This is a genomic window from Rhodococcus sp. NPDC055112, assembly GCF_053607505.1.
This window is the reverse complement of the sequence record NZ_JBSGTR010000065.1, coordinates 1-25487: the sequence shown is the minus strand read 5'-3', so window position 1 is coordinate 25487 and position 25487 is coordinate 1. Positions and strand designations below refer to the sequence as shown.

The window sequence follows — 25487 nt, the reverse complement described above, 5'->3', positions numbered from 1 at the left end:
GCTACTCGTCGATGACCAGGTCCGGGGAGTTGGCGATCGCATCGAGGAACGGACCCGCGATCAGGCCGTAGATGAGCAGCAGGAACACGGTGTGCGTCAGGCAGAACAGTGCGAAATTGCCCACCGCGGCGCGGGAGTCGAAATGCTCGCGGACCTTCGTCCACATGCGCCGCGGTGACCGCACGTCCCAGCTGTTGAGCCGCAGGTATCTGCCGAGATAGATGCCCACCGACACCAGCGCGATGATGACGACGGCGGTGCTGCGCGCGGGCACACTCGCCAACGCGGCGTTCGAATCGCCGAACAGCATGACCGTGAGCATCAGCTGAGCGGCCATCACGCCGAGGACGGTGTTGACCACACCCGACATGGCGAAGGTGAGCACCGCGATGATGTCGTACCAGAGCGGGACCGCCTCGTCCTCGCGCCGATGGCTCTGGTTGAGCTCGGTGATCAGGTAGCCGGAGTTGGGCAGCGCCAGCAGCCAGACCGCGAATCCCGCCGTGCCCACCGCTATCCCGAGAGCGCGGGAGACGAACCCGACGGTCAGCACCAGGACGATCGCGACCGCGAGGAACACCGCCAGCGGCAGCACCGACAGCATGAAGTTCTTCACCATCGGCCGATATACCGGGACCCGGTAGAGCCACGAGCGCAGGTAGATCAACAGCAGGGCGTACGCGTTGAGCCCGATCGCGAACAGCAGCAGGGTGTCGAGCGCCATGGCCGAAACCTATCGGGTTTGCCGGCCCGAAGTCGGGATCACGGCGGTGGCGCAGGCAGTGCGTCGAAGAAGTCGGCACTCGGGGTGAAGAACGCGGATCCGGTGACCGGCACCGAGAAGTCGAGCAGGCGGTCGTAGTTGCCGGGCGGATCGCCGAGGAACATGTTCGCGAGCATCCGTTCGGTGATCGCGGGCGTGCGGCAGTAGCCGATGAAGTACGTCCCCATCTCGCCGTCGCCGACGCGGCCGAACGGCATGTTCGCGCGCAGGATCTCCAGGGATCGGCCGTCCTCGTCCTTGATGGCGTTCAGCGCGACGTGCGAGTTCGCGGGCTTGACGTCGTCGGTCATCTCGATGTCCTCGAGCTTGGTGCGCCCGATCACCATCTCCTGCTCGGGGACCGGCAGCGCCTCCCATGCCGACATGTCGTGCAGGTACTTCTGCACGTGCACGTAGGAGCCGCCCGCGAAGGCAGGGTCCTCGTCGCCGACGGTGACCGCCGCGACGGCGCCTCGCCCGGACGGATTCTCGGTGCCGTCCACGAACCCGATCAGGTCGCGGTTCTCGAAGTACTGGAACCCGTGCACCTCGTCGACGACGGTGGCCGCTCCCGCGAGCCGCTTGGCGATCTGGTGTGCGAGTTCGAAGCAGGCGTCGAGGCTCATCGCCCGGATGTGGAAGAGCAGGTCGCCAGGGGTGGACGGGGCCTGGTGTTTCCCGCCGCGCAACGCAGGAAACGGGTGCAGTTCGGCGGGTCGCGGCCCGGCGAACAGTCGGTCCCATGCGTCCGAGCCGATGCTGACGATCAGTTCCAGGCCCGATCCCGGTACCCGCAGCCCGACCGCCCGGCGGAGGCCCGCGGCGTCCGCGAGCAGCGCGCGCGTGGCCTGCTCACCGCCCGCGTCGACGGTCGCGACGAGGAAGATGGCCGCAGGGGAGAGGGGGCTGGACACCGTCTGGGACTCGGGAGCCCGTGGCGGGCGGGGCGATTCGGTCATCGTGGGCTCCGGTCTGCGTGGTGATCTGGGTCATCGGCGGTATCGACCCTGCGCCCCAACGGTAATCGACGGTGGGACAGCGACGCTGTGGAGTCGTTGCGACCCGTGCGATCAGCGCCGCCCGAACGTTGTCGTGAGAATCCCACCGAAGTCGATTCCGGATGGCTCTGCCAGCCAATCGATTCCCTTCTCCATGTCATCTGCTGCCGACACGTGACCGGAAGCGCGAAGGAGCGGCTGGAATCGGTTCAGCATCGCGCCGAAGAACTGGTCTCCGGTGCCACCGTCGCCGAGGACGAACGGCGTACCGGTGAGCGTGACGTCGCGTAGCCCGAGTTCGCGCATCGCGCCTGTCGCACGCCGCCCGTATCCGATGTCCGCGCCGAGGTGTGCGCGCATCGCTGCGGCGAGACTCGTCATCGCCGCACGAACGGGTGGAAACGGAGAGGACAGGCCCTCGCTGATATCCAGACTTCCGAGACACAGCCACCCTCCTGGGGCGAGCCACCCGGCCATGCGGCGCAAGATCTCGTCGCGCGCAGGAAGGTATTCGAGGACGAGCCGCGAATGAACCAGGTCGAACTGTGCAGGCGGGAAGTCGTCGACGGTGATGTCGTGCGCTGTCGGCTTCAGATTGTGGATGTCGGTCGGCAAGAAGCGAACATCGACGTCGGTGGCGATGACGCTGCCGTCGGCCGCGCTGGAGGCGAGGCTGCGCGCGACCGATCCGGCTCCGGCGCCGACGTCGAGGCATCGCGATGTCGATCCGACCTCGAGCGATTCCAAGATGGGCAACGTCACCGGATCGGTGAACGACTCGAGCAGTCGAAGTCGTTGAAGCTCGTCAGGCATGTCATGCCCCAGAACGCTCTGAGCGTAGTTGCGCATCTTCGCCTCGTTCGCCCTTTGGGTGCAACCCTTTCGCGGTCGCACCACGACCTGAGCAGTCTCACAGATCGGCATGGGAGGCGCTGTTAAATCTGGTTTCACGTCAGGTATACGGCGCGGTGGACGCGGTCGACGACCGCGCCGAATGTCGGTGCCCGGCGGTAGCGTTCGGTCATGACACTGACACTGGGCATGATCACCTTCGACAGCGCCGAGCCGGGTCCGCTCGCCGCGTGGTGGGCGGAGCAGGTCGGCGGCCGGATCGAGCAGGAGAACGACGGCTGGTTCTACATGGTCGAGGTGCCGGGTGCCCCGCACAAGCTGGCCTTCCAGAAGGTGCCGGACCCCACGCCGGGCAAGAACCGGGTGCATCTCGACCTGATCGCGGAGGACCTCGACGCGGAGGTGGCCCGGCTGACCGCTGTCGGTGCGCAGGAGTACGAGCGGCACGACATGGACGGCTTCCGGTGGGTCACGCTCACCGACCCGGACGGGAACAGGTTCTGCGTGTCGGGCAGCCACTGACGGGGTCGACCCGGTCACTAGGATCGACTCATGCCGCAGCTCACCGACGCCACCGCAACCGGGCTCTGCTCCTTCGTCGACGCGTCGCCGTCGCCGTTTCACGTCTGTGAAACGGTCGCGGCCGAGCTGACCGCCGCTGGGTTCGTGCGGCTGAGGGAGACCCAGGGCTGGCCGTCGGCACCCGGTCGCTATTTCCTGGTGCGCGGCGGCTCGCTGGTCGCGTGGAGCACCGAGGCCAGCGGGCGGGAGGCGGCGCCGTTCCGGATCGTCGGGGGCCACACCGACAGCCCGAATCTGCGGGTCAAGCAGCACCCCGACCTCGAGGCGGCAGGCTGGCAGCTGGTCGGCCTCGAGCCCTACGGCGGCGCGTGGCTGAACTCCTGGCTGGACCGCGATCTGGGCATCTCCGGCCGGTTGAGCATCCGTGACGGAAACACGCTGCAGGAGAAGCTGATCCGGGTAGACCGGCCGATCCTGCGGGTGCCGCAGCTGGCCATCCACCTGTCGGAGGATCGCAAGGGGGTGCAGCTCGACCCGCAGCGGCACGTGAACGCGATCTGGGGTGTCGGCTCCTCGCCGCGGCGGTTCCTCGGCTTCCTGGCCGAGGAGGCAGGCGTCGATCCGGGTGCGGTGCTCGGCTGGGAACTGATGACCCACGACCTCGCGCCGAGCGCGGTGGTCGGGCTGCACGACGAGCTGGTCAGCGCGCCGCGCCTGGACAACCAGGGCACCTGCTATGCGGGCAGTCGGGCACTGCTCGCCGCGGTGGAGAATCCGGCCGAGGCGATTCCGGTGCTGGCCCTGTTCGATCACGAGGAGGTCGGCAGCATGTCCGACCGCGGTGCCTTCTCGGACCTGCTGAGCTCGGTGCTCGAGCGGATCGTGCTGGCGCGCGGCGGCGGCAGGGAGGACTTCCTGCGCGCGATGGCCGGCTCGGTGTGTGCGTCCGGGGACATGGCGCACGCCACCCACCCGAACTACCCGGACCGGCACGAGCCCGCGCACCGGATCGAGATCAACGGTGGTCCGGTGCTCAAGGTCAACCAGAACCTGCGCTACGCCACCGACGCGGCCGGGGCGGGGGCCTTCGCCCTCGCCTGCGATCAGGCGGGTGTGCCGCTGCAGCGTTACGTGCACCGCGCGGACCTGCCGTGTGGTTCCACCATCGGACCGATCACCGCGTCGCGGACCGGGCTGTCCACCGTCGACGTTGGAGCCGCGCAACTCGCGATGCACTCGGCGCGGGAGCTGATGGGCGCGGCCGACGTGACCTCGTACGCCGAGGCGCTCGCGGCCTTCCTCACGCCGGCGGACTAGACCGCACCTGGGCCAGTTTGTTTGTTGACGTTTAGTAACAATTGTCCCATCAGGCACCTCAGCAACAAATTTCCCGTGGTTGGCTGGGCCGCGCTCACTTATGAGCCACCTGCCCAGCCCCGAGAGGAACACCTCTGTGCACGCACTGAGTCGGTCGTGGTCGTCGGTCCTGTCCGCCTCGGTGGTCGCGGTTGCCCTTGCGGCATCGGCGGTCTCGCCTGCCTCGGCGGCCGAGGGCGGCCCATGCGGTCAGGGCGAATCGGGCAGTTCCGGGAGCAGCGGCGGTAGCAGCACGGGCTCGCTGGCCGGGGCGTTGCCGTGGCTCACCGGCTCGCCGGACGGCGGCGTCCCGCAGTTGACCGGCAGGACCAAGGCGATCGAGATGGTCACGGGTCCGGGCAGCCCGAACAACACCATCTCGCGCTTCAACGTCTCGGGCACCGACCTGGGCATCATGTGGGACAACGGAAACGCCCTCGGCCGCCACGACGTGCTGATGGCGTTCGGCGACACCGTCGGCGACTGCGAGGCGGACGGCGACGACTGGCGGAGCAACGTCCTGTTCCGCAGTTCCGACACCGTCCTGTCCGACGGCATGCGGATCGACAGCTCGCCACTGAACGGCCCGAACAATTCCAAGGAGATCATCCCCGGCTTCGCGATCCCCGGCGAGTACACGACCATCCCCACCGCCGGCATCGCGGTGAACGGGGTGCAGTACGTCCGGTTCATGTCGGTGCGGTCCTGGGACACCCCCGGCAACTGGACCACCAACTACTCGGCCATCGCGTACTCGACGGACAACGGCGAGAACTGGACCGCGGACCCCGCGACCGTCCGCACCAACATCGAGGGCATCGACGTCCCTGGCTTCCCTGCGGTCAGCCCCGGCAACTCGAAGTTCCAGCAGAGCGCCTTCGTCGACGGCAGGGACGGCTTCGTCTACGAGTACGGCACCGAGTCGGGCAGGCAGGGCACCGCGCTGCTCGCCCGCGTCCCTGCCGGTCAGATCCGGGACCTGAACGCCTACACGTACTGGAACGGCAGCGCATGGGTCGCCGACCTCGCGCAGGCGACGCCGGTGATCGGATCGCCGGTCAGCGAGCTCGCGGTCCAGTGGAACGACTACCTGAACAAGTGGGTGGCGATTTACACCGACGAGACCAATTCGCTCGTGATCCGGCAGGCGGATCGGCTCGAGGGCCCGTGGAGCGGCAAGCAGACCATTCTCAGCGGGGTGCTGGTGCCCGCGCTCTACGGCGGATTCATGCATCCGTGGGCCACGGGCCAGCACCTGGAGTTCGTGGCCACCACCTGGGACCGCTACAACGTCATCTACATGCGCACCGACCTGAACGGGCTGCAGATGAGGGCAACGGATCAGGCCGACCGCCCCGACCCGGCGACCACAGGAGACGCGCGGCTGCTGCGGGTGGAGTACCCGGACGAGCAGTGACGGCGCGGGTGGCCGCTACCAGTGCGGGGGCACGCTGTCCTGGCGGTTAGACTTTGCCCAGGCAGCGTGGCGCCAGCCGCGGCCGATTTGACTCCTCCAGGGAAGGGACCCGACTCCCCGTGTCTTCAGAGACGAGCACCGTGCAGGTCGACACCGTCACCAAGGCCGCAGCGACCCCGGATGTCGCCCAGCCCTTCAAGGAACTGGGACTTAAGGAAGACGAGTACGCCCGGATCAAGGAGATCCTCGGTCGGCGCCCGACCGATGCCGAGCTCGCGATGTACTCGGTGATGTGGAGCGAGCACTGCTCCTACAAGTCCTCCAAGGTGCACCTGAAGTACTTCGGCGAGACCACCACCGACGAGATGCGCTCCTCGATGCTCGCGGGCATCGGTGAGAACGCGGGCGTCGTCGACATCGGCGACGGCTGGGCGGTCACCTTCAAGGTGGAGTCGCACAACCACCCCTCCTACATCGAGCCCTACCAGGGCGCGGCGACGGGTGTCGGCGGCATCGTCCGCGACATCATGGCGATGGGCGCCCGCCCGATCGCGGTCATGGACCAGCTCCGCTTCGGCGCGGCGGACGCGCCCGACACCCGCCGGGTCGTCGACGGCGTGGTGCGCGGCATCGGCGGCTACGGCAACTCCCTCGGCCTGCCGAATGTCGGCGGCGAGACGGTCTTCGACGCCTCCTACGCGGGCAACCCGCTGGTCAACGCGCTGTGCGCGGGCGCGATGCGGGTCGAGGACCTGCACCTGGCGTTCGCCTCCGGCGCGGGCAACAAGATCATCCTGTTCGGCGCGCGCACCGGCCTCGACGGCATCGGTGGCGTTTCCGTGCTCGCCTCGGAGACCTTCGACGAGTCGTCCGGCGGCCGCCCCAAGAAGCTGCCCGCCGTGCAGGTCGGCGACCCGTTCACCGAGAAGGTACTCATCGAGTGCTGTCTCGACCTGTACAAGGCGAAGCTGGTCGTCGGCATCCAGGACCTCGGCGGCGCCGGGCTGTCCTGTGCCACCTCCGAGCTCGCGGCCGCGGGCGACGGCGGCATGCACATCGACCTGGACAAGGTGCCGACCCGCGCGACCGGCATGACCGCTGCGGAGATCCTCTCCAGCGAGTCGCAGGAGCGGATGTGTGCCGTGGTCACCCCCGAGAACGTGGACGCGTTCATGGAGGTCTGCCGCAAGTGGGACGTGCTCGCCACCGTCATCGGTGAGGTCACCGAGGGCGACCGTCTCACCATCGACTGGCACGGCGAGAACGTGGTGGACGTGCCGCCGCGCACCGTCGCACACGAGGGCCCGGTCTACGAGCGCCCCGTGCAGCGCCCCGCCACCCAGGACGCGCTCATCGCGGACACCACCGCCGCCCTCGCCCGTCCGACCACGCCGGACGAGCTGAAGACGACGCTGCTGAACATGGTGGCCTCGCCGCAGCTCTGCAGCCGCAAGTGGATCACCGAGCAGTACGACCGCTACGTGCGCGGCAACACCGTGCTCGCCGAGCAGGCCGACGCGGGCGTCATCCGGATCGACGAGGAGACCGGCCGCGGTATCGCGCTGGCCACCGACGCCTCCGGCCGCTACACCCTGCTCGACCCGTACGCCGGTGCCCAGCTCGCGCTGGCCGAGGCGTTCCGGAACGTCGCGGTCACCGGTGCGACCCCGAAGGCCGTCAGCAACTGCCTCAACTTCGGCTCGCCGGAGGACCCGGGCGTGATGTGGCAGTTCCAGCAGGCCGTGCGCGGCCTCGCGGACGGCTGTGCCGCCCTCGGCATCCCGGTCACCGGTGGCAACGTCAGCTTCTACAACCAGACCGGCTCGACGGCGATCCTGCCGACCCCGGTGGTCGCCGTGCTCGGCGTGATCGACGACGTGCACCGCCGCATCCCCACCGGACTCGGCCTGGAGCCGGGCGAGACCCTGATCCTGCTGGGCGACACCCACGACGAGCTCGACGGCTCGATCTGGGCGCAGGTCGAGCACGATCACCTCGGTGGCGTGCCGCCGAAGGTCGACCTGGCGCGCGAGCAGCTGCTCGCCGACATCCTGCTGGCGGGCTCGCGGGACGGTCTGATCACCGCGGCGCACGACCTGTCCGAGGGCGGCCTCGCCCAGGCGGTCGTCGAGGCCGCGCTGGCAGGCGAGACGGGCTGCCGGATCCTGCTCCCCGAGGGTGCGGACCCGTTCGTCACGCTGTTCTCCGAGTCGGCAGGCCGAGTCCTGGTCGCGGTGCCGCGCACCGAGGAGACCCGGTTCACCGGCATGTGCACCGCCCGCGGCCTGCCGTGGGTCCGCATCGGTGTCGTCGACGAGGGCTCGGACTCGATCGAGGTCCAGGGCCAGTTCTCGGTGAGCATGGCCGAGCTGCGCGAACTGTCGGAGGCGACGCTCCCCGAACTCTTCGGCTGAGTCCTTGACCGGGGGAGAGGTCGGGACCAAGCAGACCGGGGGAGCGGCCGGGGCCAAGCACGAGCAGTCCAGCTGGGTCGAGGTCCTCGCCTCTCCCGAGGAACTTCGGGAACGGCACCCCTTCGTGGGCTGGGCGTGGGGCCTGCTGCGGCTGGACTACACGGGTATCGCGTTTGCGGCGCTGTTCTTCTGCTGGTCGCTGACCCCGTCCCTGCTGCCGAGGGACTGGCTCTATCAGGGCCTGATCGGTGGCATCACCGCCGCCATCGGCTACGGCGTCGGAACCGCGGTCGGGTGGGCGGTCAACCGGCTGCTGTTGGGGCGGCTGCCTTGGTGGCCGCCGCCCGCCAAGGTCCAGCTGGCGCTCAAGATCGCGGTGCCGACCCTGTCGCTGCTGGTGTCGATCGGCATGCTGATCGCCGCGGCCGCCTGGCAGCGTGAGCTGGCCGCGCTGACCGACGCGGAGGGCACCACCACCACCGGATATCTTCGGACGCTGCTGCTCAGCATGGTGGTCGCGGCGCTGCTGATCTCGTTGTGGCGGGTGCTCCGGGACCTGGTCAGACTGGTCGCCCGCTACCTGAACCGGTGGCTGAAGGTGCCGCGTTCCGCCGCGGCCCCCATCGGTGTGGTGCTGGTCGCGTTCCTCAGCTACACGATGGTGACGGACGTGCTGTTCGACGCCGCGTACGCGGCGATCAACTCGGCGTTCAGCCTGCAGAACAACACCACCCGCGAGGGCGTCGAGCAGCCGACCGCCCCCGAGCGGTCCGGCAGTCCCGACTCGTACGCGAGCTGGGAGTCGCTGGGCTTCGAGGGCCGCAACTTCGTCTCGCGTGGCATGCACGCCGACGAGCTGGCGGCCGTGAACGGGAAGCCCGCGCCCGAACCGATCCGGGTGTACGCCGGGCTCGAGACGGCGCAGGACACCGATGCCCGACTGGACGTCGTGATCTCCGAGCTCGAGCGGACCGGTGCCTTCCAGCGCAGCGTCCTGGTGGTCATCCCGACCACGGGCACCGGCTGGGTCAACCCGACCGCGGCCGAGGCCATCGAGCTGGTGCACAACGGTGACAGCGCCCTCGTCGCCAGCCAGTACTCGTACCTGCCCAGCTGGATCTCGTTCCTCGCGGACCGGAACAAGGCGGCCGAGGCCGGGAGCGCGCTGATCGACCGCGTGCACGAGCGCTGGCTGCGCGAGCCCGCGGAGACAAGGCCCAAACTGCTGATCTACGGCGAGAGCCTCGGGACGCAGGCAGGCGAGGCCGCGTTCGACGGCCTCGCCGACATCCGCGAGACCGTCGACGGGGTGCTGTGGGTGGGTCCGCCGAACTCGAACACTCTGTGGAGCCAGGTGGTCGCGCGGCGGGACCCCGGCAGTCGCCAGGTCGAGCCGGAGTACTCCGACGGGCTGGTGGTGCGTTTCGCCAACGCCGCCGCCTCGATCGGGAGCCCGCCCTCCCCGTGGATGAAGCCGAGGGTGCTCTACATCCAGCACCCGTCGGACCCGGTGGTGTGGTGGAGTCCCGACCTGATCTTCAACCGCCCGGACTGGCTCTCGGAGCCGCCGGGCGCGGACCGCCTGCCGGACATGCGCTGGTTCCCGTTCGTGACGTTCTGGCAGGTCGCGGCCGACCTCGCCAACGCGGCGGGGGTGCCCGACGGTCACGGTCACAACTACGGCACCACAGTGCTCGACGGCTGGGTCGCGGTGGCCGCTCCCGACGGCTGGACCGCCGACGACACCGAACGCGTCCGCGCGGCGATCGATACCAGGGCAGGAACTCAGGGACCGGAGAAGTGAACGTGGACGGCGGGGGATCGTGACGGACCACTGGAGCAATTCGCCGACACTGCGCGGCGAGTTCGTGCTGCTGCGCCCGACGACGCCTGCCGACGTCGACGGGCTGGCGAGGGCGCACGACGATCCCGAGACGTTGCGCTTCTTTCCCTATGGGATCGAGTCGGAGCCACCGTCGGTGGCGTCGGTCGACCACGCGCTGAGGTCCGGGCGGCAGACACTCACGCAGGTGGACGCCGCGACCGGTGAGATCGTCGGTACCACCTCGATCTACAACATGAGCGAGCTCCACGGGCGGGTGACGGTGGGCTACACATGGCTCGCCTCCCGCGTGCGGGGAACGGCGATCAATGCGGAGTCGAAACTGCTTGTGCTGGAACATGTTTTCGGCACACTCGGGGCACGCCGGGTGGAGCTGAACGTCGACGACCAGAACGTGCGCTCGCGCGCCGCCGTCGCCGCGATCGGCGCAACCGAGGAGGGCGCGCTGCGTCGGCACGCCCGCAGGCGCGACGGCACGGTGCGGACCACGATCGTCTACTCGGTGACGGACGAAGAATGGACTCAGGTGCGGGACGGTCTGCTCGCGCGCATTTCGCGCCGATCAGCGAACCCGGCCGCCGATGGGTCGGCGCGGTGACCCCACGCAAGAAGATCGACCCCGCCGAGATGAGGGCGGCGCTGCTCGAGGTCCGCGACTGGCTGGCCGACGCCGAGGCGCAGGCGCCGAGTCGAGCCCAGCTGGCTGCCGCCGTCCGGCTCAGCGCCAGGACCCTCGAGAACACCGCGCCCGGGTCCTCGGTTGAGGTGCGGGTGCCGCCGTTCGTCGCGGTGCAGTGCGTCGCGGGACCGCGACACACCAGGGGCACCCCGCCGAATGTGGTGGAGACCGATCCGCGGAGCTGGCTGCTGCTGGTGACCGGGGGACTGACGTTCGACGACGCCTCGGCGACGGGCGCCCTCACGGCGTCGGGCACCAGGGCACGCGAGATCGAGCACTGGCTGCCGCTGCTCCGCTTCTGAGGCCGGGAGGCCTGTGGTCAGTACACCCGCCGTTAACCCGTAGAATGACCTTGCCCCCCATCCCACCCCCTAGGGAGCAACCCCGGTGACTCCAGCCGAATTGTCGGTCAACAGCCCGAATCTTCTCGCACCCGCAGACCTGTCGGATCAGGACGAGCAGCCGCCCCGCGAGGAGTGTGGCGTCTTCGGCGTCTGGGCTCCCGGTGAGGATGTGGCGAAGCTCACCTATTACGGCCTCTACGCGTTGCAGCACCGTGGTCAGGAGGCGGCGGGTATCGCCGTCGCCGACGGCTCGCAGGTGCTGGTCTTCAAGGACCTCGGCCTGGTCAGCCAGGTGTTCGACGAGCAGACTCTCGGCGCGATGCCGGGGCACGTCGCCGTCGGGCACTGTCGGTACTCGACCACCGGGTCCACCACCTGGGAGAACGCCCAGCCGATCTTCCGGACCACAGCGGCGGGCACGGGCATCGCGCTCGGTCACAACGGCAACCTGGTGAACACGGCGGAGCTGGCCACCAGGGCGCGCGCGGCCGGGCTGATCAACGACAAGCGGCCGGGCGGCGCCACCTCGGACTCCGACATCGTCGGTGCCCTGCTCGCGCACGCTGCGGCCGACCGCACCATCGAGCAGGCCGCGATGGATCTGTTGCCGACCCTGCAGGGCGCGTTCTGCCTGACCTTCATGGACGAGCACACCCTGTACGCGGCCCGCGACCCGCACGGGGTCCGCCCGCTGTGCCTCGGCAGGCTCGACCGCGGCTGGGTCGTCGCAAGCGAGACCGCCGCGCTCGACATCGTCGGCGCCTCGTTCGTCCGCGAGATCGAGCCGGGCGAGTTGCTCGCCATCGACGCCGACGGCGTCCGCTCCTCGCGCTTCGCCGCGCCGACGCCCAAGGGCTGCGTCTTCGAGTTCGTCTACCTGGCCCGCCCGGACAGCACCATCAGCGGCCGGTCGGTGCATGCCACCCGCGTCGAGATCGGTCGCAGGCTCGCCAAGGAACACCCGATCGAGGGCGACCTGGTCATCCCCGTTCCCGAGTCCGGCACCCCGGCCGCGGTCGGCTACGCGCAGGGTTCCGGGATTCCCTACGGCCAGGGCCTGATGAAGAACGCCTACGTCGGCCGCACCTTCATCCAGCCGTCGCAGACCATCCGGCAGCTCGGTATCCGGCTCAAGCTCAATCCGCTCAAAGAGGTCATCCGCGGCAAGCGCCTGATCGTCGTCGACGACTCCATCGTCCGCGGCAACACCCAGCGCGCGCTGATCCGGATGCTCCGCGAGGCGGGCGCGCTGGAGATCCACGTGCGGATCGCCTCCCCGCCGGTCAAGTGGCCCTGCTTCTACGGCATCGACTTCGCCTCACCCGCGGAGCTGATCGCCAACGGCGCGGGGGCCAGCGAGGCCGACGGCGTGACCAGTCACAGCATGGACGAGATGCTCGAGGGCGTGCGCCGCTCCATCGGCGCCGACACCCTCGGATACGTCTCGATCGAGGGCATGATCGCCGCCACCGAGCAGCCCGCGTCCCGTCTGTGCTCGGCGTGCTTCGACGGCAATTACCCGATTGCGCTGCCGACCGAGACCTCGATGGGTAAGAACGTGCTCGAGGGAATGTTGGAGAGCACCGCGGGCGCCGCGGCGAAGCAGGACAACGACAACGCGAGCGCGTTGAGTCGACCGTAGGCGCACAGCGCCCACACGTAGATCACCATGCGGTGCCCCAAGGCGCCGCCGAGAAGATGGCTGGAGCAGCGAATCCGATGACCGACGACAACGACCGCCCCACCGGCGCCTCCTACGCGGCGGCGGGGGTGGACATCGAGGCCGGAGACCGGGCCGTCGAGCTGTTCGCCCCGCTGGCCAAGAAGGCGAGCCGCCCCGAGGTGATCGGCGGCCTCGGCGGGTTCGCCGGGCTGTTCGCGCTCAAGGGTGGGTACAAGGAGCCGCTGCTCGCGGCCTCCACCGACGGCGTCGGCACCAAGATCGCCGTCGCGCAGGCCATGGACAAGCACGACACCCTCGGCCTCGACCTGGTCGCGATGGTCGTCGACGACCTCGTGGTGTGCGGCGCCGAGCCGCTGTTCCTGCAGGACTACATCGCCGTCGGCCGCGTCGTGCCGGAGCGGGTCGCCGAGCTGGTCAAGGGCATCGCCGACGGCTGCATCATCGCCGGCTGTGCGCTGCTCGGCGGCGAGACCGCGGAGCACCCCGGGCTGATGGCGGACGGCGACTACGACCTCTCCGCCACCGGCGTCGGCGTCGTCGAGGCGGATGCCGTGCTCGGCCCGCAGCGCGTGCGCCCTGGCGACGTGGTGATCGGCATGGGCTCGTCGGGCCTGCACTCCAACGGCTACTCGCTGGCCCGCAAGGTGCTGCTCGAGATCGATCGCATGTCGCTCGGCGGCCACGTCGAGGAGTTCGGCCGCACCCTCGGTGAGGAGCTGCTCGAGCCGACCAAGATCTACGCCAAGGACTGCCTTGCCCTGATCGCCGAGACCGACGTGCGCACGTTCTGCCACGTCACCGGCGGCGGCCTGGCGAACAACCTCGCCCGGGTGATGCCGAAGGGGCTCGTCGCCGAGCTCGACCGCGGCACCTGGAGCCCGGCGCCGGTGTTCGCGATGATCGCGCAGCGCGGCCGGGTGGAGCGGGCCGAGATGGAGCAGACCTTCAACATGGGCGTCGGCATGGTCGCCATCGTGGCGCCCGAGGACGTCGACCGTGCGCTGGCCGTGCTGACCGCCCGCCACATCGACTGCTGGACGCTCGGCACCGTCGCCAAGGCATCGGACAAGCAGGAAGGCTCCGACCTGGTTCGCATGGTCGGAGACCACCCGCGCTTCTGATCCCACAGGACAGAGACGAACGGACCGTTGGCCCCCCTTCGCGGGGAGGCCAACGGTCCGTTCGCTTATGTGTTCAGCAGATCGAGATTGCTCGCCGACCGTACATGCCGAAATGCGGGGGAGCCGGTGGGCTTCCCCGCATTCCTGTATTGCGCCGTGTCAGCGGCGCCAGTCGTCGTTTTCGTCGTCGTCCCAGCGCGACGCAGTGTCATCGGAACGCTGGTCGGCGAGGACCCCGTTCCGGTGGGAGCTGGACGAACCTCCGGACAATTCCTTTTGCAGGTTGTCGAAGTTCGTGGACGGCGAGCTGTATTTGAGCTCGCGTGCAACCTTGGTCTGCTTTGCCTTAGCCCGGCCGCGGCCCATGGCCAACCCCCTCGCGCTTCCGCGGGGCGGCCTGGGAATTTTTGGCGGCCCCGTTTGAGTGTGTATTTCTTCCTGACACACACTCTAGCCTGAGAACTCGGCGGGCGCTCCCACCCCAGGCCGCGTTGGGTGTCTAATTTATCTCAGAATGCCGGGAATCGCCCGAATTGTGCCCACCCGAACACCCCCACCCAGTACCGGTGGCGAGGCGAGTTCCGCCAGATCCTCGGTCCAGGCGACCCCGAGCCGGTGCAGCAACGCTGCCGTGAGCGGCAATCGCGCGCGCTCGCCGCCGTCGTCGATCTTGAGCGCGAAGGAGGTGCCGTCGGGCAGCGCGCCCGCGTGTACCCCGTCGGCACCCACCTTGCAGAGCAGGCCCGGTACGGCGCTCATCAGGAGGAAGTCGTCGTGCCCGGTGCCGGACACCAGCCACGGCTGCTCGCGCACGGCATCGGCCACCGCCCGTTCGGGGCTGCCCGCCGGTGCGGTGGCCAGCGTGGCGAATCCGCGCGCGAGGGCGGTGAGCGAGAGCGGCACGATCGGCAGGCCGCAGCTGTCGATTCCCAGCTCGTGATCCGTCTCGCCCGCCAGTTCGGCGATCGTGTCCACCACCGCCAGCTGAACGGGGTGTGCGGGCTCCAGATAGCTCTCCAGCGGCCAGTCGTTGGCCACGCAGGCCGAGAGCATGGCCGCGTGCTTGCCGGAGCAGTTCATGAAGATCCGGCGCGGCAGCGCCCCGGAGGCGAGGACGCGGGCGCGGGCGGTCTCGTTCGACGGCAACTCCGGCGGGCACCGGAGTTGGTGCTCGGCGAGCCCGTTGCGGGTGAGCAGCCGGTGCACCACCGCGACGTGCTCGGGCTCACCCTCGTGGGAGCCGGCGGCGATCGCCAGTTCGCGGTTGTCGGCAGGGGTGAATCCGCTGCGCAACAGGGCCACGGCCTGCATGAGCTTGTTCGACGAACGGGGATAGATCGGGGTGTGGACCTCGCCGAGGGCCAGGATGACCTCGCCGTCGGGATCCAGCACGACCACCGATCCGCGGTGCACGCACTCGCGGAAACCGGAGCGATCCACTTCGACCAGTTCGACGCTCAATACTCCACCTGCACCTTCCGTCCGGCGATCCGTCGGCGTGCCTTGTCTGCGACAGTAGGCGACAGTTCGGGCTGCTGCTCGAGCAACGCGGCCAGATTTTCCTGGTCCCGCCCGGTGAACAGGTCGCGCACGGTCACCCCGTGGGCGGGCACGTGCACGCGGTGGATCGCATCGCCCGCGGTGACCAGGCCGCCGCGCACCACCCGCAGGTAGGCGCCGGTGTCGGCGCGGTCCGCAAAGCGCTTGACCCAGCGGGGTTCCCCTGCCCACACCCCGAAGGTGCCGCACGGGGTCCGCGGGCCGCTCACCTCCAGTTCGGCGGCGAGGTCGCCGTCACCAAGGCGCCAGCGTTCGCCGATCACCGCGTCGCTGGCGGCGATCCCGCTGACCCGGAGGTTCTCGCCGAACCAGCCGGCGGGCAGCGGGCGCCCCAGCTCCGACTCCCACCGCTGCGCCTCGTCCTGCTGGTACGCGTACACCGCCTTGAACGTCCCGCCGTGGAACTCGGTGTCGCAGATGTGGTCCCCGTCCAGCCCCGCGGGGCCGATCCGCACCGGCCCGTCGACGGGACGCTTGTCGATCGCGGTGCGCGGCACCCGTTTGGTGCCGCTGTCGCGCTCGGCGTGCACCACACAGACGGCGTCGACGCGCCCCGCGCCGCTCACCGGCCGCGCAACCGGTCGACGGCGGCCCGGCCCGCCTGCACGGCGTCGTAGCTGGGCACGGAGTCGGCATCGATCGAGGCGGCCACCGAGCCGGCGAGCAGCGCGGTGTCCACCGGTACGGTCCGCTTGATCAGGGCAAGTGCGATGGGGCCGAGCTCGTGGTGGTCGACGACGGTGCCCAGGTGTCCGACGGTCCTGCCGTCGGCGGTGACGGGATCGCCGGGCTCAGGACGGGTGTCGGCGGAACCGTCGAGATGCAGCAGCACCAGGTGCCGAGGGGGCTTGCCGAGGTTGTGTACCCGCGCGACGGTCTCCTGCCCCCGGTAGCACCCCTTGTCCAGGTGCACGGCCCCGTGCTCGGCGATGCCGCCGATCCAGCGGGCCTCGTGCGGGATGGTGCGCTCGTCGGTGTCGACGCCGATCCTGGGGCGCACCGCGGCCACCCGCAGGGCCTCGAAGGCCCAACTGCCCGCGGGCGCGGCGCCCGCGGCGGTCAGCGTCTCCCACAGGCTGGCGAGCTGGTCGCGGGGCACGATCAGATCGAAGGCGTGTTCGCCGGGCCACGGCATCGAGCGCAGGAAGCCGCCGCCGGGCAGCGCCACCGCCCCGTAGACCGGCGGAAGCGAGGCGATGCCGAGCGCGGCAAGGATTTTCGACCGGCGCACGTCGGGCCCGAGCAGGCTCAGGACGGCCATCTCGGGCGCGGCGGCGGGCTCGGCCTTCGCCCAGAACACCATCTTCTTGAGGAATGCCAACAGGCCGGGGCCGTGGGTGCGCTCGGTGTCGATCCAGGTGGTTCCGTCCAGGTCGGTCAGCACGAAGTGCTCCTCGACCCGGCCGTTCAGGTCGAGGCTCAGATTCTCCGCGGAACCGCCGTCGGGCAGCTGCGCGATGTGCTGGCTGGAGATCGTGTGCAGCCAGGTCAGGCGCTCGTCACCGCCGATGGAGAGCACGAAGCGGTTCGAGCGGTCCACGACGGCGGCGGAGTTCTCGGCGTTGCGCTGCTCGCGCAGCGGGTCGCCGTAGTGCCAGGCGACCCCGGCGTCGAGGGAATCGTCGGGACCGGCGACGGCGCCGGGGAGGGACAGCAGCGGACTTGGGGCGACGCTCGGCGACTCGGACACAGCTCCATAGTAGGAGCGTCCAGCCGCGGCCGGTCGGTCGTCCTAGGCTGTTGGCATGGCCCCGCGCGTACTGGTGACCCTCGACGGCAAGGTGCACGACCCCGACGTCCCGCTGCTCTACGCGGACGACCTGGCGGCCGTGCGCGGTGACGGAGTGTTCGAGACCGTGCTGGTGCGAGGCGGTTCCCCGTGCACCATCGAGCTTCATCTCGAACGGCTGAACAACTCCGCGGCGGCGATGGACCTGCCGGAACAAGACCTGGACCGCTGGCACGCCGCCGTCAAGACCGCCCTCGCCGAGTGGGACGGCGACGGCGAGGGGCTGATGCGGCTGGTGCTCAGTCGTGGCCGCGAGATCGGCGGGGGGCCGACCGGATATCTAACCATCGGCCCCATCGACGATCGGGTCGCTGCCGCGCGGCGCGACGGGATCGCGGTGGTCACCCTGCCCCGCGGGTTCTCGGTGGACCTGGCGGCGCTCGCGCCCTGGCAGCTGCTCGGCGCGAAGACGCTGTCCTACGCGACCAACATGGCGGCGCTGCGGCACGCGAACTCGCTCGGAGCCGACGACGTGATCTTCACCAGCAGCGAGGGCCTCGTGCTCGAGGGCCCCCGCTCCACCGTCGTCATCGCCCGCGGCCGCACGCTGATCACGCCGCCGATCGAGCAGGGGATCCTGCCGGGAACCACCCAGCGGGCGCTTTTCGAGATCGCGGGCGAGCATCGGTTCCGCACCGAGGTGGCGCCGCTGCGGCCCGCGGATCTCATTCTGGCGGACGGTGTCTGGCTGCTCTCGAGTGTGACTCTCGCCGCACGGGTGCGGGCGCTGAACGGTCGCGTGACGGCGGTGCCGGAGATCGCCGAGGAGCTGTCGGCGCTGGTCGACCTGTCGGCGGAGACGGTCGGGGCGCTGCCGGACGCCGTCTGAGCGCGATCCGGGACGGCGTTGGCGACTTGACTCCGCTACTACTGTCGGTAGTAGATAAAGGCCTGCGGCAAGAGGTCGCAGGACGTACCTTTTGAAGCGGGACTGAGGCGTCAGCCCACGACTCGGCCCCGGTCACGCCTGTCCTACGGGCACTGCATGGGAGAAGCCATGGACGCACTGGACGTATCTCGGTGGCAATTCGGAATCACGACCGTCTACCACTTCATTCTCGTCCCGCTCACGATCGGGCTCGCCCCGCTCATCGCGATCATGCAGACGATGTGGGTGATCACCAAGAAGGATCACTGGTATCGGCTCACCAAGTTCTTCGGCAAGTTCTTCCTCATCAACTTCGCACTCGGCGTCGCCACCGGCATCGTGCAGGAGTTCCAGTTCGGTATGAACTGGAGCGAGTACTCGCGCTTCGTCGGTGACGTGTTCGGGGCGCCGCTGGCGCTCGAGGGCCTGGTCGCCTTCTTCCTCGAATCCACCTTCCTCGGCCTGTGGATCTTCGGCTGGGGACGTTTGCCGAAACTCGTTCACCTGGCGACGATCTGGTTGGTGGCGATCGGCGTGAACGCGTCCGCGTTCTTCATCATCGCCGCGAACTCGTTCATGCAGCACCCGGTGGGTGCGCGGTACAACGAGGAGCGCGGTCGCGCGGAGCTGACGAGCATCTGGGAACTGCTCACCAACAACACGGCCTTGGCGGCCTTCCCCCACGTGGTCGCGGGCGCGCTCCTCACCGCGGGCACGTTCGTCGCCGGTATCGGCGGCTGGTGGATGGTGCGCAACATGCGAATGGCGAAGGAGGCCACCGACACCGCGGTCGCGGCCGAGCGCCGGGACACCGCGCGCACGATGTTCCGACCCGTGACAATCCTCGCCCTGTGGGTGATGGTGGCCTCCGGTGTCGGCCTCGCGATCACCGGCGACATCCAGGCCAAGCTGATGTTCGAACAGCAGCCGATGAAGATGGCCTCCGCGGAATCGTTGTGCCACACAGAGACCGGCGCCGATTTCTCCATCCTGACGGTCGGAACGCAGAACAACTGCGAGAACATCACCCAGCTCATCAGCATCCCCGGGCTGACCTCGTTCCTGGCGAACGGCGACTTCAACTCCACCCTGCAGGGTGTCACCGAACTCCAGGCCCAGTACGAGGAGCAGTTCGGGCCGGGCAACTACAAGCCCAACCTGTTCGTCACCTACTGGACCTTCCGCGCCATGATCGGCTGGGCGGCAGGCTCGGCCGTGCTCGCGGTGGTCGGGCTGTGGATGACCCGCGGCGGCCGGGTCCCGGACAAGAAGTGGTTCGGTTGGCTGTCCCTGTTGGCCATCCCCACGCCTTTCCTCGCCAACAGCGCCGGGTGGGTGTTCACCGAGATGGGCCGCCAGCCCTGGGTGGTCCACCCGAATCCGACCGGGGTTGACCAGATCCGGCTGACCGTCGACCAGGGTGTCTCCGATCATCCGACCGGCCTCGTGGTCTTCTCGCTGATCGTCTTCACCCTCGTCTACGCCGCGCTCGGCGTGGTGTGGTTCATGCTGATCCGGCGCTATGCGATCGCCGGACCGTCCGACCACGACAAGCACCCGCCGGGCGACGAACAGGAGCCCGAGGAACCGGGCGAGCCCAAACAACTGTCGTTCGCGTACTGAGGCGGGAGAGAAGACCATGGGACTTCAGGAATTCTGGTTCATCCTCATCGCGGTGCTCTTCGTCGGCTACTTCGTCCTCGAGGGCTTCGACTTCGGCGTCGGCATGCTGTTCCCGGTGCTCGGCCGCACCGACACCCGCCGCCGGGTCATGCTCAACACCATCGGCCCGGTGTGGGACGGCAACGAGGTCTGGCTGATCACCGGTGGCGGCGCACTCTTCGCGGCGTTCCCGGATTGGTACGCAACGCTGTTCTCGGGCTTCTACATCCCGCTGCTGTTGATCCTCGTCGCGCTGATCCTGCGGGTCTGCGCGATCGAGTGGCGCGGGAAGATCGACGACGACCGATGGCGGGCAAGGGCCGACTGGGGCATCATGATCGGCTCGTGGGTCCCGGCGGTGCTGTGGGGCGTGGCCTTCGCGAACATCGTGCGCGGCGTCGCGATCGACGAGAACAAGCAGGTGACCTCCGGCTTCTTCGCGCTGCTCAACCCGTACGCGCTGCTGGGAGGGGCGACGACGGCGCTGGTCTTCGCGCTGCACGGGGCGGTGTTCCTCGCCCTCAAGACGGCCGACGAGGTTCGGGCGGACGCAGTGAAACTCGCTGCGCGGCTGTCTGTTCCGACGGTGTTGGTCGCCGGCGCCTTCGTGCTGTGGACCCAGATCGCCTACGGCAAGGGGTGGACATGGATCCTGGTCGCCGTCGCGGCGGCCGCCCTGCTCGGGGTGGTGGCGCTGACCGCGGCCGCGCGTGAGGGCTGGGCGTTCGTGCTCACCTCTGTCGCGGTGATCGCCACGGTGGTGCTGCTGTTCGGCTCCCTGTTCCCGAACGTGATGCCCTCGACGATCGACGAGGCGTACAGCCTCACCATCTACAACGCCTCCTCGAGTCCGTACACGCTGAAGGTGATGACCTGGGCCGCGGTGATCATGACGCCGGTGGTGCTGATCTACCAGGGCTGGACGTACTGGGTGTTTCGCCAGCGGATCTCGACCAAGCAGATCCCGCCGTCGATCGGTCTGCCCCTGAAGTCGCGTTAGATGTCGCTCGACGCACCGGCCGCGCCCGTGGAGCACGCTCGCAGGCGCGGTCCGGTGGATCCCCGGCTCTGGCACTACTCGAGATCGGCCCGCGGCTACCTGCTGCTCACGGTGGCGCTGTCTCTTGTCACTGCGGGCACGGTCATCGTGTCGGCCTTGATGATCGGCACCGTGCTGGCCGGTGTGGTCACCGACCCGGACGCGCGGACGCTCGCCGCGTGGGGGACCGAGCTGGCGGTGCTGGCAGCCGCGGTCGTGGTGCGGACCGCGTCCACCTGGGCGCACGCCCGTTACGCGCACCGTTCGGCGTCGAGGGTGATCGGGGAGCTCCGCGGCGAGGTGCTCGAGGCGGCCGCCGAACTGCCGCCCCGAGAGCTGGACCCACGGCGAGGTGAGCTCGCCACCGTCCTCACCCGCGGGATCGAGGGCCTGCGCGCGTATCTCACCGGCTACCTGCCCGCACTGATGTTGGCGGTCACCGTCACCCCGCTCACCCTGCTGGTGATCCTGTTCGCCGATCGGACCTCCGCGGTGATCATCGCGGTCACACTGCCCCTGGTGCCGATCTTCATGATCCTGATCGGGCTGCTCACCAAGGGCAAGGCGGACGCCTCGCTGACCACGATGACCGCGCTGTCCGCGCAGCTGCTCGACCTGCTCGCCGGTCTGCCCACGCTGCGGGCGCTCGGCCGCGAACGGGGCCCGGCCGCGCGGGTCCGCGCGCTCGGCGACGAACACCGGCACACCACGATGTCGGCGCTGCGGATCGCGTTCCTGTCCTCGATGGTGCTCGAGCTGTTGGCCACGCTCAGCGTCGCGCTGGTCGCGGTCAGCATCGGCCTGCGACTCGTGTTCGGCGGCATGGAACTACGTGGAGGCGTGATCGCGCTGATCCTCGCCGCCGAGGTGTACCTGCCGTTGCGGATGGTCGGCGCGCAGTTCCACGCCGCCGAGGACGGGATGGCGGCCGCCGAGAAGGCCTTCGGGGTGCTGGACGACAGGGAGCCGGTCGTCGCGGGGGAGGGCGACCGCGCGGTGCCCCTCGGCCCCGTCGTGCTGCGTGGGGTGGGGATGCGGTCCCGCGGGCAGTGGGCCCCTCGCGGCCTGGACGCGGTCCTGGAACCGGGCCGGGTCACGGTGCTCACCGGCGCCAATGGATCCGGCAAGTCCACCGCGCTGCATCTGATCCTCGGTCTCGCAGACCCCGACGAGGGCGAGGTGTCGGTCGGCGGGATACCCGTTCGCGCACTCGACGCCGAGCAGTGGTGGCGCGAGGTGGCGTGGCTGCCCCAGCATCCGGTGCTGATCCCCGGCACCCTGCGCGAGAACCTGGAACTCACCGGGACGATGGACGGCGATGCCGACGACGTCGACAGGGCCTGCGCGGCAACGGGATTCGATGAGGTGCTGGCCGATCTCCCGGACGGTTGGGAGACACGGGTCGGGGTGGGCGGCCTCGGCCTCTCGCTCGGGCAGCGGCAGCGGCTGGCGCTGACCCGGGTACTGCTCTCCGATGCCACGGTCGTGCTCCTCGACGAGCCGACCGCGCACCTCGATCCCGCCACCGAGGCGACGGTGCTCCGGTCGGTGTGCGACCTCGCAGCCCGCGGACGCACCGTGGTGATGGTCGGGCACCGGGACACGGTGCTCCGGGCCGGCGACGTGGTGGTGCTGGTCGAGGGCACCGACGGCGTGGACCGGAACTCGGAGGTGCCTGCATGAGCCACGATCCGCTCCTGCGTGCCCTCCGACTGCTGGAACTGCGTCCGGGCCGGGTCCTCTCCGCCGTCGCGGCCGGGGTCGCGACCCTCGGCAGCGCGCTCGCCCTTGCCGCGCTGTCCGCCTGGCTGATCACCAGGGCATGGCAGATGCCGCCGGTACTGGATCTCACGGTCGCGGTGGTCTCGGTTCGCGCCCTTGGTATCTCGCGTGGTGTGTTCCGCTACCTCGAACGGCTCGCCACCCACGACGCGGCGCTGCGCGGCACCACGGCGGCCCGCGAACGGATCTACCGTCGGCTCTCCACCGGCGACCCGGCCGCGCCTGCCGGGTTGCGCCGAGGGGACCTGCTCGCCCGCACCGGGGCGGACGTCGACGCGCTCGGCGACGTGGTGGTCCGGGCGCTGATCCCGATGGCGGTCGCCGCGATTCTCGCGGTCGCGGCGACCGTCGGGCTCGCGCTGATCTCGCCCGCCGCGGCGCTGGTGCTTGCCGTCGCGCTCGTTGTCTCCGGGGTGCTCGCACCGGTGCTGTCCGCAAGGGCCGCGCGGATGGCGGAGGCGGACGGCGCCGTCGCGTCGGCGCGGTTCAGCGAGACCGCGGTGCTTGCCCTCGACCATGCCGCCGAACTCCGCGTCGCGGGCCGGCTCGGCGAGACGGTCCGGGCGGCGAACGACTGGGAGGCCCGCGCGATCCGGGCCACCGACCGGTCCTCGGTCCCGTCCGCCTTCGCCGCGGCCGCGACGCCGCTCGCGATCGGGGCGAGCGTGCTGGGGTCGCTGCTGATCGGCATCTCGCTTTACGGCCCCGACGGCGGGGCTCCTGGCGAGATGACCCCGATGGCGCTGGCCATCCTGGTGCTGGTGCCGCTCGCCGCGTTCGAGGGCACGGCCGCGTTGCCCGCCGCTGCGGTCGCGCTGACCAGGGCGAGGCTCGCGTCGGCACGGATCATGGACCTGCTCGACCGGGCCGGGGATCCGGTGCCGGCCGGGGGCGCGCCGGTCGAGGGGCCGGTGCACCTGCGCACCGAGAACCTGCGCTGCGGGTGGCCGGGAGGTGCGGTGACCGAGCCGCTGGACCTGCACCTGGCTCCTGGCGCCCGGGTCGTGATCGTCGGACCCAGCGGCGCGGGCAAGACCACCATGCTGATGACGCTGGCGGGGCTGCTCGCCCCCGTCTCCGGGGCGCTGACGGTGAACGGGACCCCTGCGGGATCGGTCGACGCCGACTCGCTGCGTCGCGCGGTGGGGTTCTTCGCCGAGGACGCCCACCTGTTCGACACCTCGCTGTTGGAGAACCTGCGCGTGGCGGACGGCGAACTGGACGAGGAGCGCGCGCGGGCGGTGCTCGAGAAGGTAGGGCTGGGGGACTGGGTGTCGGGACTCCCTGACGGCGTGCACACCTCGCTGGTGTCGGGCGGCCGGTCGGTGTCCGGTGGTCAGCGTCGGCGCCTGTTGCTGGCGCGGGCCATCGCATCGCCGGCGCGGGTGCTGCTGCTGGACGAGCCGACCGAGCACCTCGACGCGGAGGCGGGCGCGGCGCTGCTGCGCGGCCTGCTCGATCGCGGGGCAGGCCTGGTGGACCCCGGCCGCACTGTGGTCGTGGTGACACATCAGTTGCCCGCCGACACGGGCGCCGACCTGGTGATCGCGGTCGGGAGCGAGTCGGCATCCGCGCGGGAAGAGGCGGCGATTTAATCGATTGCCATGCCCTCCCGGCGGGCGTATTTTCGTCCGTACACGAGGAAGGAGGTGGTCTGAAGTTGAAGAACTACAGGACGCGTGAGGTGGCTGTCAGCTAGCCGCTACCGCTGACGGTGGGGTTCCATCAACCGCGCATCGCGGCTGGCGAATCCCAGGCAGCTACCCGGCCCCCGAGTCCCCGGTCGAATCCGACCGGGATCCGTGCGACAAACGTCCGCGCACGGGTACGGCTCGGGGGCCGTTCTGCGTTTCGACCCGTGCGGCGAAGCCGCTGCTAGCCGATGTAGCGGGAGAGGCGGGCCGAGAGGTGCGGCTTCAGCGGACCGTCGGCGAGGATGCGCTCCTCGACGTAGGCGAGGTCGCCGCCCTCGACGATGCCGTACAGGCGCTTGGCGCCGCCGACCAGGGCGCCCTGCTTGCTGCGGATGACCACGTCGGTCGCGAGCTCCCAGCTGGACTGGGTCAGTGCCTGGCCGTAGTACAGCTCGACGACGCCGGAGCTGTGCGTGAGCAGCAGCTCGACGACTTCCTCGTCGATGCTCCCGGGGATGCCGTCTCCGGCGACACGCCAGTACCCGCTCTCGCGCAGGTCCGGCCGGACGTACTCGCCGTCGGCGTCGAGTACCCAGGTCTGCGAATCCCAGTGCAGGTAGTTGCCGCCGTCGTGCGAGACCACGATCTGCTGGCCGAAGCGGTACTCGCCGTCGGTGGGGTTGTTGGCTTCGCCCTCGCCGCGCCAGACGCCGACCATGGGGAGCAGCGCGAGCATGCCCGGATTCAGGTCGGGGCCGAGCCGCAGGTTGGCGGTGTCCTCGGGGATGGGGAGGCCGGGCAAGACCGGGATGTTGCGCGCGCTGGTTTCCTTCGCGCGCTCCTCGGCGGCGGCTACGGCACGATCGCCGCTGCCGCGCTGCACGGACGCCGCATCAGACGGTGCGCCCTCGCCCGATGGGGGCTGCGCACCGTCGTCCGGACCGGACGTCTGGCTCACGACTCGTCGGTCACCAGGCGGTACACGACATACAGCGAGAACCAAGCAATCAGCACGGAGGCGAAGGCGAGTAGAACCTCGAAGAAGATGACCACGGCATCAGTGTAAACCGCTGCGTCGCAGCCGCATGCCGTGGGTGCCGACTGCGCAGGAAACGCCGAAGCGGCCCCGCTCCCTGGTGGGGGGGCGGGGCCGCGTGGCC

At 69.7% G+C, this 25487-nt stretch carries 22 protein-coding genes; 14 read left to right on the top strand and 8 right to left on the bottom strand.

What is annotated here, in order from left to right:
• Position 1: 1 nt before the first annotated feature.
• The 3 genes from ACWFRB_RS22505 to ACWFRB_RS22495 form a co-directional block, all read right to left on the bottom strand.
• Positions 2-724: a DUF1361 domain-containing protein gene (locus tag ACWFRB_RS22505; protein WP_452643464.1), complete on the bottom strand. Its 723-nt coding sequence runs from the start codon at positions 722-724 to the stop codon at positions 2-4.
• Positions 725-762: 38 nt separating this feature from the next.
• Entirely contained in the window at positions 763-1722 is a 960-nt protein-coding gene (locus ACWFRB_RS22500) for a Dyp-type peroxidase (protein WP_452643463.1), read from the bottom strand.
• A 111-nt stretch (positions 1723-1833) separates the two neighbouring features.
• Positions 1834-2574 carry a class I SAM-dependent methyltransferase gene (locus ACWFRB_RS22495; protein WP_452643462.1) on the bottom strand — a complete coding sequence of 247 codons (741 nt, stop codon included), beginning with the start codon at positions 2572-2574 and terminating at the stop codon, positions 1834-1836.
• 210 nt (positions 2575-2784) lie between these two features.
• On the opposite strand from ACWFRB_RS22495, the gene ACWFRB_RS22490 reads away from it, so the two are divergent.
• From ACWFRB_RS22490 to purM, 9 genes are all read left to right on the top strand, one after another.
• Entirely contained in the window at positions 2785-3135 is a 351-nt protein-coding gene (locus ACWFRB_RS22490; RefSeq protein ID WP_452643461.1) for a VOC family protein, read from the top strand.
• Positions 3136-3165: 30 nt separating this feature from the next.
• The gene (locus tag ACWFRB_RS22485; protein WP_452643460.1) at positions 3166-4452 is read left to right on the top strand and encodes a M18 family aminopeptidase; all 1287 of its coding nucleotides are present in this window, start codon (positions 3166-3168) and stop codon (positions 4450-4452) included.
• A 100-nt stretch (positions 4453-4552) separates the two neighbouring features.
• Positions 4553-5908, top strand: a complete 1356-nt coding sequence (locus ACWFRB_RS22480; protein ID WP_452643459.1) for a DUF4185 domain-containing protein — start codon at positions 4553-4555, stop codon at positions 5906-5908.
• Between the two features lie 140 nt (positions 5909-6048).
• The gene (purL, locus tag ACWFRB_RS22475; protein ID WP_452643472.1) at positions 6049-8322 is read left to right on the top strand and encodes a phosphoribosylformylglycinamidine synthase subunit PurL; all 2274 of its coding nucleotides are present in this window, start codon (positions 6049-6051) and stop codon (positions 8320-8322) included.
• A gap of 4 nt (positions 8323-8326) precedes the next feature.
• Positions 8327-10126 carry an alpha/beta hydrolase gene (locus ACWFRB_RS22470; RefSeq protein WP_452643458.1) on the top strand — a complete coding sequence of 600 codons (1800 nt, stop codon included), beginning with the start codon at positions 8327-8329 and terminating at the stop codon, positions 10124-10126.
• 19 nt (positions 10127-10145) lie between these two features.
• Complete coding sequence (locus ACWFRB_RS22465; protein ID WP_452643457.1) at positions 10146-10763, top strand: GNAT family N-acetyltransferase; 618 nt, start codon at positions 10146-10148, stop codon at positions 10761-10763.
• Positions 10760-11146, top strand: a complete 387-nt coding sequence (locus tag ACWFRB_RS22460) for a sterol carrier family protein (RefSeq protein ID WP_452643456.1) — start codon at positions 10760-10762, stop codon at positions 11144-11146. Before ACWFRB_RS22465 ends, ACWFRB_RS22460 begins: the two co-directional genes overlap by 4 nt.
• Before the next feature lie 85 nt (positions 11147-11231).
• Positions 11232-12830 (top strand): amidophosphoribosyltransferase, encoded by a 1599-nt coding sequence (purF, locus tag ACWFRB_RS22455; protein WP_452643455.1) that lies wholly within the window; start codon positions 11232-11234, stop codon positions 12828-12830.
• 77 nt (positions 12831-12907) lie between these two features.
• Positions 12908-13993 carry a phosphoribosylformylglycinamidine cyclo-ligase gene (purM, locus tag ACWFRB_RS22450; protein ID WP_097211956.1) on the top strand — a complete coding sequence of 362 codons (1086 nt, stop codon included), beginning with the start codon at positions 12908-12910 and terminating at the stop codon, positions 13991-13993.
• 159 nt (positions 13994-14152) lie between these two features.
• Here purM and ACWFRB_RS22445 read toward each other — a convergent pair whose 3' ends face one another.
• From ACWFRB_RS22445 to ygfZ, 4 genes are all read right to left on the bottom strand, one after another.
• Positions 14153-14359 carry a DUF3073 domain-containing protein gene (locus ACWFRB_RS22445; protein WP_452643454.1) on the bottom strand — a complete coding sequence of 69 codons (207 nt, stop codon included), beginning with the start codon at positions 14357-14359 and terminating at the stop codon, positions 14153-14155.
• Positions 14360-14497: 138 nt separating this feature from the next.
• Positions 14498-15454 carry an asparaginase gene (locus tag ACWFRB_RS22440; RefSeq protein WP_452643453.1) on the bottom strand — a complete coding sequence of 319 codons (957 nt, stop codon included), beginning with the start codon at positions 15452-15454 and terminating at the stop codon, positions 14498-14500.
• Complete coding sequence (locus tag ACWFRB_RS22435; RefSeq protein ID WP_452643452.1) at positions 15451-16119, bottom strand: MOSC domain-containing protein; 669 nt, start codon at positions 16117-16119, stop codon at positions 15451-15453. The genes ACWFRB_RS22440 and ACWFRB_RS22435 overlap by 4 nt, the downstream gene beginning before the upstream one ends.
• A complete protein-coding gene (ygfZ, locus tag ACWFRB_RS22430) occupies positions 16116-17243 on the bottom strand; it encodes a CAF17-like 4Fe-4S cluster assembly/insertion protein YgfZ (protein ID WP_452643451.1) in 1128 nt (375 codons plus the stop codon). The genes ACWFRB_RS22435 and ygfZ overlap by 4 nt, the downstream gene beginning before the upstream one ends.
• Positions 17244-17298: 55 nt before the next feature.
• Between ygfZ and ACWFRB_RS22425 the strand changes: the two genes are divergently transcribed.
• From ACWFRB_RS22425 to cydC, 5 genes are all read left to right on the top strand, one after another.
• Entirely contained in the window at positions 17299-18171 is an 873-nt protein-coding gene (locus ACWFRB_RS22425) for an aminodeoxychorismate lyase (RefSeq protein WP_452643450.1), read from the top strand.
• A gap of 168 nt (positions 18172-18339) precedes the next feature.
• Complete coding sequence (locus tag ACWFRB_RS22420; protein WP_452643449.1) at positions 18340-19833, top strand: cytochrome ubiquinol oxidase subunit I; 1494 nt, start codon at positions 18340-18342, stop codon at positions 19831-19833.
• 16 nt (positions 19834-19849) lie between these two features.
• A complete protein-coding gene (gene cydB / locus ACWFRB_RS22415) occupies positions 19850-20872 on the top strand; it encodes a cytochrome d ubiquinol oxidase subunit II (RefSeq protein ID WP_452643448.1) in 1023 nt (340 codons plus the stop codon).
• Positions 20873-22594 carry a thiol reductant ABC exporter subunit CydD gene (gene cydD / locus ACWFRB_RS22410; RefSeq protein ID WP_452643447.1) on the top strand — a complete coding sequence of 574 codons (1722 nt, stop codon included), beginning with the start codon at positions 20873-20875 and terminating at the stop codon, positions 22592-22594.
• Positions 22591-24288 carry a thiol reductant ABC exporter subunit CydC gene (gene cydC / locus ACWFRB_RS22405; protein ID WP_452643446.1) on the top strand — a complete coding sequence of 566 codons (1698 nt, stop codon included), beginning with the start codon at positions 22591-22593 and terminating at the stop codon, positions 24286-24288. Before cydD ends, cydC begins: the two co-directional genes overlap by 4 nt.
• Positions 24289-24568: 280 nt before the next feature.
• Here cydC and ACWFRB_RS22400 read toward each other — a convergent pair whose 3' ends face one another.
• Complete coding sequence (locus tag ACWFRB_RS22400; RefSeq protein ID WP_452643471.1) at positions 24569-25210, bottom strand: FABP family protein; 642 nt, start codon at positions 25208-25210, stop codon at positions 24569-24571.
• Positions 25211-25487: the final 277 nt, after the last annotated feature.